The sequence below is a fragment of the Streptomyces sp. NPDC051109 genome (assembly GCF_044455885.1).
Lineage (GTDB): Bacteria > Actinomycetota > Actinomycetes > Streptomycetales > Streptomycetaceae > Streptomyces.
Map to the genome: position 1 here is coordinate 481524 of NZ_JBITFF010000004.1, position 13876 is coordinate 495399.

Genomic DNA, 13876 nt, shown 5'->3' on the forward strand with positions numbered 1-13876 from the left:
ACCGTGACGGCGCGGTCCGCGGAGGCCCGGCGCCGCCGCCTCGTCGCGGCGGCGTTCCTCCTGCCCGCCCTGGTGCTGCTCGGCGCGCTCGTCGTCCACCCGATCGGCTACTCCGTCTACCGCAGCTTCTTCGACCGCACGGGCGACACGTTCGTGGGCGGCGCCAACTACACGGAGATCCTGCACGACGACACGATCCGCACGGCCCTGCGGAACACGGCGCTGTGGGTGGTGCTGGCCCCGACCACGGCCACCGCCCTCGGCCTGATCTTCGCGGTGCTCACCGAACGCGTCCGCTGGGGGACGGCGTTCAAGCTGCTCGTGTTCATGCCGATGGCCATCTCGATGCTGGCGGCCGGCATCATCTTCCGGCTCGTGTACGACCACGATCCCGACCGGGGCATCGCCAACGCGGTCTGGGTCGGGGTGCACGACACCTTCGCGGAGTCCTCGGCCTTCCCGAAGGCCCGCCCCGGCCGCGACTCCCCGCTGGTCCCGGCCGCGGGGTCCGACGCGGGCGGCTTCACGACCCGTGATCCCGTGCGGGCGGGCGTGCCGGTGCTGCTCCCGCTGGTCGGCGTGGCCCCGGAGGACCTGCCCGGAGGGACCCGTACGGCCAGGGCCGCCCCGGCCGAGCCGGGCAAGGTCACCGGGACGGCCTGGCAGGACTTCACCCGGGGCGGGGGCGGCCGCGCCAACGCGGTCGACCCGACCGAGTCGGGGCTGGCCGGGATCAGGGTCGAGGCGGTCAAGGACGGCCGGGTGGTCGACTCGGCGACGGCCCGCGCGGACGGCACGTTCACCCTGTCCGCGAAGGCCGACGGGGCGCTGCTGCGGCTGCCCGCGTCGAACTTCCGCGAGGCGTACTCGGGGGTGGAGTGGCTCGGCCCGACGCTGGTGACACCCGCGGTGATCGGGGCGTACGTATGGATGTGGGCCGGTTTCGCGATGGTGCTGATCGGGGCCGGGCTGGCCGCCGTACCGCGGGAGCTGCTGGAGGCGGCGCGGGTGGACGGGGCCAACGAGTGGCAGGTGTTCCGCCGGGTCACCGTGCCGATGCTGGCGCCGGTGCTGGCGGTGGTCCTCGTCACCCTCGTCATCAACGTGATGAAGATCTTCGACCTGGTCTTCGTGATCGCGCCGGGTTCGGTGCAGGACGACGCGAACGTCCTGGCCCTCCAGCTGTACCGCACCTCCTTCGGCACCGACGCCGATCCGGGGCTCGGCAGTGCCATCGCGGTGCTGCTGCTGGCGCTGGTGGTCCCGGTCATGCTCTACAACATCCGCAGGCTGCGGAAGGAGGGGGCCCGATGAGCGCCGCCGCGCAGGCCCGCCCGGGGGCACGTGCCGGTGCCCGTACCGCCGCACGCGCCGGTGCCCGGGCCGGCCGGCTCGCCGCCGGGGCGGCGGCCGGGGCCGTCCGCGTGTTCCTGGTCCTGGCCGCGCTGTTCTGGCTGGTGCCCACGCTCGGGCTGCTGATCTCCTCGTTCCTCTCCCCCACCGACCTGAACAAGGGCGGCTGGTGGCAGGCGCTGACCGCCCCGACCCGGCTGACGTCCGACAACTACGAGCGGCTGCTGGCCAACGACACCATCACCAGCGCGCTGCTCAGCACGGTGGCCATCGCGGTCCCGGCGACCCTGCTCGTGGTCGCCCTGGGCTCGTTCGCCGGATACGCCTTCGCCTGGCTGGAGTTCCCGGGACGGGACTGGCTGTTCCTGATCGTGGTCGGACTGCTCGTCGTCCCCGTACAGGTGGCCCTGATCCCGGTGTCGGAACTCTTCGGTGCCATCGGGCTGTTCGAGACCACCGCCGGGGTGGTCCTGTTCCACACCGCGTTCGGGCTGCCGTTCGCCATCTTCCTGCTGCGCAACTTCTTCGCGCAGATCCCGCGCGAGCTGCTGGAGGCGGCCCGCCTCGACGGAGCGGGCGAACTGCGGCTGTTCGCCCGGGTGGTGCTGCCGCTGGGCGCTCCGGCGATCGCCTCGCTCGGCATCTTCCAGTTCTTGTGGGTGTGGAACGACATGCTGGTCGCGCTGGTGTTCGCGGACTCGGCGAACCCGCCGATCACGGTCGCCCTCCAGCAGCAGGTACGGCAGTTCGGCAACAACATCGACGTACTGGCCCCGGGCGCGTTCCTGTCGATGGTCGTCCCGCTGGTCGTCTTCTTCGCCTTCCAGCGGCAGTTCGTCTCGGGGGTGATGGCCGGAGCGATCAAGTAGCGCATAGCGGTTGACGTGCGACGTTGACGCCGGGTAACCCGAATGCCGCACGCCGCGTAACCCGATCGCCACGCCGGGGGTTCCTTGGCAATATGCCCGCGCCGACCCCTGGATGTGCCGTGCCCCGGTTCAGCGTCATCGTGCCCGCGTACAAGGTTCAGGCGTACCTCCAGGAGAGTTTGGACTCGGTCCTGTCCCAGTCCTTCCCGGATCTGGAACTGATCGCGGTGGATGACGCCTCGCCGGACGCCTGCGGTTCGATCATCGACGAGTACGCGGCCCGGGACCCCCGGGTGACCGCCGTGCACCTGGCGCACAACCTCGGCTTGGGCCCGGCCCGCAACGCGGGTCTGGCCCGGGCGAGCGGCGACTACCTGATCTTCCTCGACGGAGACGACACCCTCGCCCCCGGCGCCCTCCACGCCATCACCGACCGGCTCAAGGACACCGGCTCCCCGGACGTCCTCGTCTACGACTACGCGCGCGCCTTCTGGACCGGTGAGCTCGTACGCAACCGGCTCGCGCACCGGCTGTCCGAGGAGGGCCCGGCCAGCTTCCGGCTCGCCGACCGCCCGGCCCTGCTCGGCATGCTGATGGTCGTGTGGAACAAGGCGTACCGCCGCGAGTACGTGGAGCGCGAGGGGCTGGAGTTCCCGCCCGGCTTCTACGAGGACACCCCCTGGACCTACCCGGCGCTGCTGGCCGCCGAGTCCATCGCCGTCCTGGACCAGGTGTGCGTGCACTACCGCCAGCGGCGCACCGGCTCGATCCTGACCACCACCAGCCCCCGCCACCTGGAGATCTTCGACCAGTACGACCGGGTCTTCGGCTACCTCGGCGCCCGCCCCGAGCTGGAGCGCTGGCGCCCCGCCGTGCACCGGCGGATGGCCGAGCACTTCTGTGCCCTGTACGCCGACCCGCGCCGCCTCCCGCGCGCCTGCCGGGCCGAGTTCTTCAAGCGGGCCGCCGCGCTGCTGCGCCGCCACCGGCCCGCCGGCACGCCCCCTCTGCCGCTGTCGCGCACCGACCGGATCCGGCACCTGTCGATGCGGCTCGGCGTGCGCCGTACGTACCGCACGCTGTCGGTGCTCCGCTCGGCCGCGCTGGCGGCGGGGCGCACCGGGACGTCGCTGTGGCGGGGACTGCGCGAGAGCGCGCTGCGGCTGCACTACCGCGGCCAGCGGCTGCTGCCGCTGCGCCCGGAGCTGGCGGTGTTCTCCGCGTACTGGCACGGCGGCTACGCCTGCAACCCGGCGGCCGTCGAGGCCAAGCTGCGCGAGCTCGCGCCCCGGATGCGGACGGCGTGGATCTGCGATCCGCGGCACGCGGCGACGCTCCCGGCGGAGACGGCCGTGCTCCGGCCGGGCTCGGCGGCTTACTGGACGGCGCTGGCCAGGGCCACGTACCTCACCACGAACGTCAACTTCGAGCGAGCCCTGGTCAAGCGGCCGGGACAGGTCCTGCTGCAGACCCAGCACGGCACCCCGCTCAAGCGGGTCGGCCTGGACCTCCAGGACCGGCCGGCGGCCACCCCGACGACGGATTTCGCGGGCTTGCTGCGCGGGGCGGACCAGTGGGACTACCTGCTGTCCGCGAACCGCCACTCCACCCTGGTGTGGGAGAAGGCGATCCCGTCCTCGTACACCACGCTGGAGTACGGCTACCCGCGCAACGACGCCTTCCACCGGGCCGGCCTGGACGACGTGGTGGCGCTGCGCGAACGCCTCGGCATCCCGCTCGGCTCGACGGCGGTCCTGTACGCGCCGACCCACCGCGACTACCGGCGCAGCCGGCCCGAACACCTGGACTTCGAACGGGTACTGCGGGATCTGGGCCCGCGCTTCACGATCCTGTCGCGTACGCACCTGACGTACGCGGACGCGCCGGGCCGGCCGGTGCGCCACCCGCGCCTGGTCGACGTCTCCGCGTACCCGTCGGTGGAGGAACTCTGCCTGGCGTCGGATGCGTTGGTGACGGACTACTCGTCGCTGATGTTCGACTACGCGGCGCTGGACCGGCCGATCGTGATCCACGCGGACGACTGGGAGGCGTACGAGGCCGCCCGCGGCACCTACTTCGACCTGCGGGCCTGCCCGCCGGGGGCGATCGCCCGCACCCAGGACGAGCTGGTCGACATCTTCACGACGGGCCACTGGCAGGGCTCGCGCTCGGCGCAGCTGCGCTCGGCGTTCCGCTCCCGGTTCTGCTCGTACGACGACGGCCACGCGGCGGAGCGCGTGGTCCGCCACGTCTTCCTGAACCAGCCGGCGGCGATCCCGCCGGTCGTCCCCCTGGAGGACCGGCGACCCGCCCCGACGGCCCCGGCGCTCACCCAGGAGCCCACCCTGACCGCGAGCCTCCGGCCGTAGGTCGGTTTCGGTGGCGCCGTCAGCCGGAGGTGGCGGTCAGCCCGGCCACGACCGACCTGGCCAGGTCATCGAGGTACCCCGCCGGGACGGCGTCCCGCACGACGACCTGCCGCCAGTACAGCGGCCCGATCGCCAGGTCCAGCGCCCGTCCCGGGTCCGTGCCCTCGGCCAGTTCCCCGCGCGAGACGGCCTCCGAGACGATCCCCTCGGCCATGCGCCGCTCCCCTTCCAGCAGCGCGCCGCGCACGGCGTCCGCGATCTCCGGGTTCCGCGCGGCCTCCACGAGCAGGTCCGGGATCACGGCCGATGCCACCGGATGCCGCAGCACGTGTGACATCACCTCCAGCAGGGCCCGTACGTCCCCGTACAGCGAGCCCGTGGCCGGCACCGGGAGGCCGTCCACGGCGAAGGCCCCCACCAGGTCCAGCACCAAGTGCAGCTTCGACTTCCAGCGCCGGTACACGGCCGTCTTGCCGACCCCCGCCCGGCGCGCGATCCCCTCGATCGACATCCGCGAGAACCCGACCGCGGCCAGTTCCTCCAGTACCGCGGCCCGGATGGCCTCCGTGACGTCCTCGCGCAGGACGGCGGCTCCGGCGGGGGCCCGCCGGGCGGAGGCGGCGGGAGCCGAGGCGGAGTCGGTTTCGGTGGCGGGGTCCGTGGTGTTCATGCACCGAGCATAGCCGCGCACGCCGTCACCCACCCGTCACGACGATACGGTTGCGTTCCGTCGCACTCGTCTCTACTCTCGCCGTAGCGACGATACGGACCCGTCCCATCGCCAGCCGACGCCCGACCCCCGTCGAAAGCGACCCCCGTGACAGTGACCACCCACCCCGCCGAGCCGGCGACCACCTCGGCCGCGCTCGCCGACCTGGCGGCAGCCCACGGCCTGACCGTCAGCGGCGCACGCCCCTCGCTCCCGAGCTACGTGCGCCAGCTCTGGGGCCGGCGCCACTTCGTGACCGCGTACGCCACCGCCCGGATGCACGCCACCTACAGCACGGCCAAGCTGGGCCAGGTCTGGCACCTGGTGACCCCGCTGCTCAACGCGGCCGTCTACTACTTCATCTTCGGCATCGTCCTGAACGCCAGCCACGACGTCCCGGACTACATCCCGTTCCTGATCACCGGCGTCTTCGTCTGGGACTTCATCGGCAGCTCCATCAACGCCTCCACCCGCGCCGTCCACGGCAACCTCGGCCTGGTCCGAGCCCTGCACTTCCCGCGCGCCAGCCTGCCCCTGTCCACGGTCGTCCAGCTGTTCCAGCAGCTGCTGGTCACCATGGGCGCACTCGTCCTCCTGCTGCTCGCCTGCGGCCAGACCCCGACCCTCAAGTGGCTGACGGCCGCGCCCGCCCTGGCCCTGATGGCGGTCTTCTGCGCCGGCGTCGCCATGGTCATGGCCCGCATCGGCAGCAAGAGCCCGGACGTCAGCCAGCTGATGCCGTTCGTCCTGCGCACGTGGATGTACTCGTCCGGGGTCATGTGGTCCATCGACTCGATGCTCAAGAAGGACCACCTCGCGCACTGGGTCACCGTCCTGCTCAAGACCAACCCGGCGGCCGTCTACATCGACCTGATGCGCTTCGCGCTGATCGACAGCTTCGACCCGCACGCACTCCCGCACCACGTGTGGGCCATCGCCGTCGGCTGGGCCCTGCTCGCCGGCGTCGGCGGATTCATCTACTTCTGGAAGGCTGAGGAGGAGTACGGCCGTGGCTGACACCGAGACCGCACCCGCAAGCACCCCCGCACCCGCGACCGCTCCCGCGACCGCACCGGCCGCGTCGGTCCCCGACCCGCGCGACACCCGCGTCCCCACCGTCATCGCCGACGAGGTCCACGTCGTCTACAAGGTGCACGGCGCAGGCGGCCGCAAGGGCAGCGCCACCGCCGCCCTCAGCCGGATCTTCTCCCGCAAGCCCGTCCCCGGCATCCGCGAGGTGCACGCCGTCAAAGGCGTCACCTTCGTCGCGTACAAGGGCGAGGCCATCGGCCTGATCGGCTCCAACGGCTCCGGCAAGTCCACCCTGCTCGCCGCGATCGCCGGCCTCCAGCCCGTGGCCCGCGGCCGGATCTACTCCCACGGCCAGCCCTCGCTCCTCGGCGTCAACGCGGCCCTGATGAACGACCTGACCGGCGAGCGCAACGTGGTCCTCGGCGGCCTCGCGATGGGCATGTCCAAGCAGCAGGTCCGCGAGCGCTACCAGGGCATCGTCGACTTCTCCGGCATCAACGAGAAGGGCGACTTCATCTCCCTGCCCATGCGGACGTACTCCTCCGGCATGGGAGCCCGGCTGCGCTTCTCCATCGCCGCCGCCAAGGACCACGACGTACTCATGATCGACGAGGCCCTCGCCACCGGCGACGCCGCCTTCCAGCGCCGCAGCCAGGCCCGCATCGAGGAGCTCCGCGAGCGGGCCGGCACCGTCTTCCTCGTCAGCCACGGCATCGGCACGGTCCGCGAGACCTGCGACCGGGCGATCTGGCTGGAGTCCGGCGTCCTGCGCATGGACGGCCCCGCCGCCGAGGTCTGCGACGCGTACGAGAGGTTCACCTCGGGCCGCTGAGGCGGCGCGGCGACCGAGCGAAGGACAGGGGACGCGGAAGGGGGGGGGCGGGCGGCGCCCCCGCCCCCCCCCCCCCCCGCGGCCCCCCCCGGGGGGGGGGGGGGGGGGCGCGGCGCCGGGGGGGGGGGGGGGGGCGGGGGGGGGGCGGCCCGGGCCGCCGCCGGGCCCCCCCTTCTCCGTCACCGCCCCGAGGGGACTAGGCGTGCGCCCTCAGCAGCGAACGCATCGTCCTCATCGCGACCGACAGGTTCGCCAGGTCGAAGTCGTCCGAGCCCCGGATCTCGTCCAGGGTCGTCCGGGCCCGGCTGATGATCGCCGCGTTCTTGTCCTCCCACGCCTTGAAGCGGTCCTCGGGAGTCGCGTCGCCGTTGCCCACCGACAAAACGTCGGCGGTCAGCGCCGCGTGCGCCGCGAACAGGTCCTCGCGGATGGAGGCACGGGCCATCGACTGCCAGCGGTCGGCCCGCGGCAGCTCGATGATCCGGTCCATCAGCTGGGTGATGTCCAGACGGTCGGCGAGGTCGTAGTACACCTCGGCGACGTCCAGCGGGTTGACGCCGGTGCGGTCCGAGATCGCGACGATGTCGAGCGTCGGGAAGGCCGAGGAGAACCCGGCGACCTTGGCCGCCAGCTCCTCCGGAACGCCCTCGCCGATCAGCTCGTCCATGATCGACTGGTACCACTCCAGGTCCGCGCCGCGCACCAGCTTCGGCAGCTCGGCCCAGACCTCGCTCACCCGGTCGGCGAACAGCTCGATGGTCTCGGTGATCTGGAGCGGCTGCGGCCGGTTGTTCAGCAGCCAGCGGGTACCGCGCTCGACCAGGCGCCGCGAGTGCAGCCGCACCCGGGTCTGGACGTCCGCCGCGACCTTGTTGTCCAGCGACTCCACCGCGTCCCACACCTGGGCCAGGCCGAAGATCTCGCGGGCCGCGAGCTGTGCCCGCACGATCTCCTCCGTGGAGGCGCCGCTCTCCTCGCGCAGGCGGTGCAGGAAGGTCGAACCACCGGTGTTGACGGTGTCGTTGACCAGCAGCGTCGTGATGATCTCGCGGCGCAGCGCGTGCGCTTCGATCTGCTCGGGGAACTTCGCGCGCAGGGCGCCCGGGAAGTACGCGTGCAGCAGGCGGCGCAGGTACGGGTCGTCCGGCAGTTCGGTGGCGATGAGCTCGTCCGCCACCGTGATCTTGGTGTAGGCGAACAGGACCGCCAGCTCCGGCTGGGTCAGCCCCTTGCCGGCGCCCAGCAGCTCGCGGATCTGCCGGTCGGTGGGCAGGAACTCGATGCCCCGGTCCAGCCGGCCGGCCGCCTCCAGGCGGCGCATGAAGCGCTGCTGGGCGTGGAGCAGGCTGGGGGCCTGGGCGATGCCGTTGGCGAGGGCCACGTTCTGCGCGTAGTTGTTGCGCAGCACCAGGTGGCCGACCTCGTCGGTCATCTCCGCCAGCAGCTTGTTGCGCTGCTTGACGGTCATGTCCCCGTCCGCGACGACCGCGTTCAGCAGGATCTTGATGTTCACCTCGTGGTCGGAGGTGTCCACGCCCGCGCTGTTGTCGATGGCGTCGGTGTTGACCTTGCCGCCCTCGCCGCCGGCGCCGACCCGGGCGAACTCGATCCGGCCGAGCTGGGTCAGGCCGAGATTGCCGCCCTCGCCGATGACCTTGGCCCGGACGTCCGCGCCGTTGACGCGAATGGCGTCGTTGGCCTTGTCGCCGACGTCGGTGTGCGTCTCGGACGTCGCCTTGACGTACGTGCCGATGCCGCCGTTCCACACCAGGTCCACGGGGGCCTGGAGGATGGTCTGCATCAGCTCGGCGGGGGTCATCTTGGTGACGCCCGCCTCGATGCCGAGGGCCGCGCGCATCTGCGCGTTGACCGGGATGGCCTTCGCCGTGCGCGGGTGGACGCCGCCGCCCGCGGAGAGCAGTTCCGCGTTGTAGTCGGCCCACGAGGAGCGCGGCAGCTCGAACAGGCGCCGGCGCTCGGCGTACGAGGTCGCCGCGTCCGGGGTCGGGTCGATGAAGATGTGCCGGTGGTCGAAGGCGGCGACCAGGCGGATGTGCTCGGAGAGCAGCATGCCGTTGCCGAACACGTCGCCGGACATGTCGCCGACGCCGACGACGGTGAAGTCCTCGGTCTGGGTGTCGTGGCCCAGCTCGCGGAAGTGCCGCTTGACGGACTCCCAGGCACCGCGGGCGGTGATGCCCATGCCCTTGTGGTCGTAGCCGGCCGAGCCGCCCGAGGCGAACGCGTCGCCCAGCCAGAAGCCGTACGCCTCGGCGACGCCGTTGGCGATGTCGGAGAAGGTCGCGGTGCCCTTGTCGGCCGCGACGACGAGGTAGGTGTCGTCCTCGTCGTGGCGGACCACGCCGGTCGGCGGCACGACCTCGCCGCCGACCATGTTGTCGGTGATGTCGAGCAGCGCCGAGATGAAGATCTTGTACGAGGCGATTCCCTCGGCGAGCCAGGCGTCGCGGTCCACCGACGGGTCCGGCAGGTTCTTGGCGACGAAGCCGCCCTTGGCGCCGACCGGCACGATGACGGTGTTCTTGACCATCTGCGCCTTGACCAGGCCGAGGATCTCCGTACGGAAGTCCTCTCGGCGGTCGGACCAGCGCAGGCCGCCTCGGGCGACCTTGCCGAAGCGCAGGTGGACGCCCTCGACGCGCGGGGAGTACACCCAGATCTCGTACGCCGGGCGGGGCGCCGGGAGCTCCGGGATGGCCTGCGGGTCGAACTTCATCGACACGTAGGAGTGCTGCTCGCCCGCGTCGTTGAGCTGGAAGAAGTTGGTGCGCAGGGTCGCCTTGATGAGGGTGAGGAAGGACCGCAGGATCCGGTCCTCGTCGAGCGAGGCGACCTGGTCCAGGGCCCCGGCCAGCTCCTCCAGCATGGCGTCGATGAGCTCGGTGCCGGCGGACTGGCGGCCGGGCGACATCCGGGCCTCGAAGAGCGAGACCAGCAGCCGGGTGGTGTGGACGTTGTTGCGGAGGGTGTCCTCCATGTAGTCCTGGCTGAAGTTCACGCCGGCCTGGCGCAGGTACTTCGCGTACGCGCGCAGCACCACGGCCTGGCGCCAGGTGAGCCCGGCGGACAGCACCAGGGTGTTGAAGTTGTCGTTCTCCGCGTCGCCCTGCCAGACCGCGGCGAAGGCGTCCTGGAAGCGCTCGCGGGCGTCGTCGCCGAGGTAGGCGTCGCCGTTGCCGGCGGGAAGCGGCATCCGCAGGCCGAAGTCGTAGATCCACGCGTTGGTGCGGTCGCTGCAGCGCAGCTCGTACGGGCGCTCGTCGGTGACCTCGACGCCCAGGCGCTGGAGCACGGGCAGGACCGCGGACAGCGAGACCTGCTCACCGGTGCGGTAGATCTTGAACCGGCGCTCGCCGGGGCCCGCGCCGACCGGCTCGTACAGCGAGAGGGCGAACTCCCGGTCGCTGGCGGAGAGCCGCTCCAGGTGGCAGAGGTCGGCCACGGCCGCGCGCGGCTTGTGGTCGGCCTTGTAGCCCTCGGGGAAGGAGGTGCCGTACTTGCGCAGCAGCTCGGCGGCGCGCTCCTCGCCCACCTCGGCGACCAGGGCGTCGGCGAAGCCGTCGGCCCAGGAGCGGGCGGCCTCGACGAGGCGGGCCTCGATGCGCTCGACGTCGCCGTCCGTCAGGACGGGCAGCTCCTTGCCCTGCGGGACGCGGATGACGAAGTGGATGCGGGCCAGGATCGACTCGGTGTTCCAGGCGGTGAAGTCGACGCTGCTGCCGTCGAGCTCCTCCTGGAGGATCGCGATCAGGCGCAGCCGCACGCCGGTGGTGTAGCGGTCGCGCGGCAGGTAGACGAGCGCCGAGTAGTAGCGCCCGTACTCGTCCTGGCGCAGGTACAGCCGCAGCCGGCGGCGCTCCTGGAGGTACAGGACGGAGGTGGCGATCTCGCGGAGCTTGTCGACCGGGGTCTGGAACAGCTCGTCGCGCGGGTAGGTCTCCAGGATCTGGAGCAGGTCGCGGCCGTCGTGGCTGTTCGGCGAGAAGCCTGCGCCTTCGAGGACCTCGGCGACCTTGCGGCGGATGACCGGGACGCGGCGGACCGACTCGGTGTACGCGGCGGAGGAGAACAGGCCGAGGAAGCGGCGCTCGCCGACGACGTTGCCCTCGGCGTCGAACTTCTTGACGCCGACGTAGTCGAGGTAGGACGGGCGGTGCACGGTGGCGCGGCTGTTGGCCTTGGTCAGCACCAGCAGGCGGTGCTCGCGGGCCTTGGCGCGGGCGTCGGCCGGCAGCCGGTTGAAGGACGGCGAGACGGGGTGGTCGTCCTCCTGGCCGCTGTGGTGCGGGTCGGAGCGCAGGATGCCGAGGCCGGTGCCGGGCACGGCGGCCAGGGCGTCGCCGTCGACGAGGTTGTACTCGCGGTAGCCGAGGAAGGTGAAGTGGTCGTCGGCGAGCCAGCGCAGCAGCTCGCGGGCCTCTTCGAGCTCGTACTCGCGCAGGTCGGTGGCGGTCGGCTCGTTGGGGAGGTCGTCGGCGATGCGCAGCGCGGCGTCGCGCATCTTCTCCCAGTCCTCGACGGACTCGCGGACGTCGGACAGGACGCGGCGCAGGTCGTCGGTGATCTGCTTGAGGTCGGCGCGGTCGGTCTCGCGGTCGGTCTCGACGTGGATCCAGGACTCGACGAGGGAGTCGTGGGGGCGCGCGGTCTTGGGGCCGTGCGCGTCGCAGTCGGGGCCGAGGATCTCGATCAGCTTGCCGGTGACGTCACGGCGGACGACGACCTGCGGGTGGATCACGACGTGGATGCCGCGGCTCTGCCGGGACAGCTCGTTCGTCACGGAGTCCACGAGGAACGGCATGTCGTCGGTGACGACCTCGACGACCGAGTGGCTGGAGGTCCACCCGTTCTCCTCGACCGTCGGGGTGTGCACGCGCACGTTCGCGGTGCCCTGCGGCCGGTTCTCGGCGAGCCGGTAGTGCGAGAGCGCCGCCCCGAACACGTCGACCGGGTCCCGGTCCAGGAGGTCCTCTGGGGCGGTGTGCAGGTAGTAGCGCTGGAGGTAGGCGAGAGTGGTGTCCCGGTCGGGACGCTCCCCCTGCTCGGACCCAGTCGGAAGTAGCCCCCCGGCCGGGCTGTGCTCAGCTACCCGGGCCGCCCGCGCGAGCAGCTCGGCCTTTGCTTCGTCCAGCTTGGTCTGCATGTCCTCTGGCTCCTGTCGCGCGCCATTGCGTGACGTAGGTGAAGGAAGGAAGGGCGTTGCGCCGCGACGCGGGGTGACCGCTGGGGATCGGCGCTGCGCCGTGGTGAGAGCCGACCGGGAGGGAACTGGCCATGATCGGCTGAGGCTCCCGGCGGCAGGGATCAGCGAAGGCCCGGGCACGGTCGTGCGCCGGGCGCAGGCCGGAGGCTGCGGCGCCTCCGATGACTATCGCGCTGATCACGGGTACCAGGCTATCTCGCCGGACCCCCTGTCCGTCACGCGCTGGATCTGTACAAAAGCAGGTCCCGAACTTTGACGATGTGCGCAGTGACGGGGGCATATTCTGGGCGTACTTATTCGGCCAGACGGCGAGCAGCGGATACGGCCTCTGCCAGCGTGTCGACGACCTCGACCCCTGCCGATTCCAGACTGCGTCGGCTGTGCGAACCGCCCGTGTAGAGGATGGCCTTCGCACCGATGTGCCGTGCTGCCAGGGCATCGTCCACGGCGTCCCCCACGAGAACCGTACGGGTGGCGGTCACACCCGTCTGCTCCAGGGCCACCATATGGCGTACGAGATGTCCTGCTTTGCTGGTGTGCGAGGGCCCGATCCGGCCGTCGACGCGCAGGAAGTGGCGGTCGATGCCGTGTGCCTTCACGAGGGGTACGAGCTTCTCGTGGGGCGCGAGGGAGAGCAAGGACTGCGTACGCCCGTCCGCCTGCCAGTCGCGCAGGAGCTCGCGGGCCCCGTCGGTGAGCCCGGCGGCGTCGGCCGCGGCCCAGTAGTGGCGGTGGAACGTCGCGTCCATGTGCTCCCACTCGGCGTCGGTGGGCAGCCGGCCCATCAGCCGCTCGTAGAACTTCGGCACCGGTACGACGTACAGCTCCCGGTAGCGCTCCAGCGTGATCGGCGCGAAGCCGAACTCGGCGAAGGAGGCGTTCGTGGCGGTGATGACGGCGTCGATGTCGTGCAGGAGCGTGCCGTTCCAGTCCCAGACTATGTGGAGCGGCACGACGGGGGCGTTGGCCGGAGTGCTCACTTCAGCAGCCCCGGGATCTCCTGGACGCCGAACCACAGCAGCTCGTGGTCCTCGGCGCCGTCCACGGTGAACCGTGCGTCGTCGTCACCCGCGTCGGCGGCCTCCAGGGCCTCCGCGGCGGCCGTCACGTCGCCCACGGCGTCATCGGCGTCCACGTGCACGGCGGCGGCCACGGAGAGCCGTACGGCCGCGGCGAGGGTCACCTGGCCCAGAGCGGCCTCGTCGACCCCGGGGGTCGCGGCCGCGGCCTTGTCGTCCACGTCGACGGCGACGACGACGCGCTTGCGCGGGGCGCTGCCCTCCGCGGCGAGCATCCGCAGGGAAGCGGCGGCGGCCCGCCCGAGGGCGGCGTACTCCAGCTCCTCCAGGTCATCCGACACGTACCACTCCCGCAGCCCGGGTGTGACGGCGTACGCCCGCAGCGGGGCGGGACCCAGCTCACCCGCCTTGTGCGCCTCGGCGAGCCCGGGGAGGGTCAGGGGGACGTACACGCGCATGGCCGGCTGCT

At 71.7% G+C, this 13876-nt stretch carries 9 protein-coding genes; 5 read left to right on the plus strand and 4 right to left on the minus strand.

Annotated elements, in window-relative coordinates; genetic code table 11:
- Positions 1-3 precede the first annotated feature (3 nt).
- From ACIBAD_RS11000 to ACIBAD_RS11010, 3 genes are all read left to right on the plus strand, one after another.
- Entirely contained in the window at positions 4-1314 is a 1311-nt protein-coding gene (locus tag ACIBAD_RS11000; protein ID WP_398905952.1) for a carbohydrate ABC transporter permease, read from the plus strand.
- On the plus strand, positions 1311-2222 hold the full coding sequence (locus tag ACIBAD_RS11005) for a carbohydrate ABC transporter permease (RefSeq protein ID WP_134075684.1): 912 nt from the start codon (positions 1311-1313) through the stop codon (positions 2220-2222). Before ACIBAD_RS11000 ends, ACIBAD_RS11005 begins: the two co-directional genes overlap by 4 nt.
- 119 nt (positions 2223-2341) lie before the next feature.
- Entirely contained in the window at positions 2342-4591 is a 2250-nt protein-coding gene (locus ACIBAD_RS11010; RefSeq protein WP_134075685.1) for a bifunctional glycosyltransferase family 2 protein/CDP-glycerol:glycerophosphate glycerophosphotransferase, read from the plus strand.
- 19 nt (positions 4592-4610) lie between these two features.
- Here ACIBAD_RS11010 and ACIBAD_RS11015 read toward each other — a convergent pair whose 3' ends face one another.
- On the minus strand, positions 4611-5261 hold the full coding sequence (locus ACIBAD_RS11015) for a TetR/AcrR family transcriptional regulator (protein WP_134075686.1): 651 nt from the start codon (positions 5259-5261) through the stop codon (positions 4611-4613).
- Positions 5262-5408: 147 nt separating this feature from the next.
- On the opposite strand from ACIBAD_RS11015, the gene ACIBAD_RS11020 reads away from it, so the two are divergent.
- On the plus strand, positions 5409-6317 hold the full coding sequence (locus tag ACIBAD_RS11020; RefSeq protein ID WP_134075687.1) for an ABC transporter permease: 909 nt from the start codon (positions 5409-5411) through the stop codon (positions 6315-6317).
- Positions 6318-6420: 103 nt separating this feature from the next.
- Entirely contained in the window at positions 6421-7164 is a 744-nt protein-coding gene (locus tag ACIBAD_RS11025; protein ID WP_398905954.1) for an ABC transporter ATP-binding protein, read from the plus strand.
- 196 nt (positions 7165-7360) lie between these two features.
- Here the strand turns inward: ACIBAD_RS11025 and ACIBAD_RS11030 are convergent, their stop codons facing one another.
- The 3 genes from ACIBAD_RS11030 to ACIBAD_RS11040 form a co-directional block, all read right to left on the minus strand.
- The gene (locus ACIBAD_RS11030; protein ID WP_398905894.1) at positions 7361-12328 is read right to left on the minus strand and encodes an NAD-glutamate dehydrogenase; all 4968 of its coding nucleotides are present in this window, start codon (positions 12326-12328) and stop codon (positions 7361-7363) included.
- Positions 12329-12681: 353 nt separating this feature from the next.
- Positions 12682-13341 (minus strand): HAD family hydrolase, encoded by a 660-nt coding sequence (locus ACIBAD_RS11035; RefSeq protein WP_398905896.1) that lies wholly within the window; start codon positions 13339-13341, stop codon positions 12682-12684.
- Positions 13342-13364: 23 nt separating this feature from the next.
- Positions 13365-13865, minus strand: coding sequence for a DUF6912 family protein (locus tag ACIBAD_RS11040; protein ID WP_134075689.1), 501 nt, complete (start codon positions 13863-13865; stop codon positions 13365-13367).
- Positions 13866-13876 lie beyond the last annotated feature (11 nt).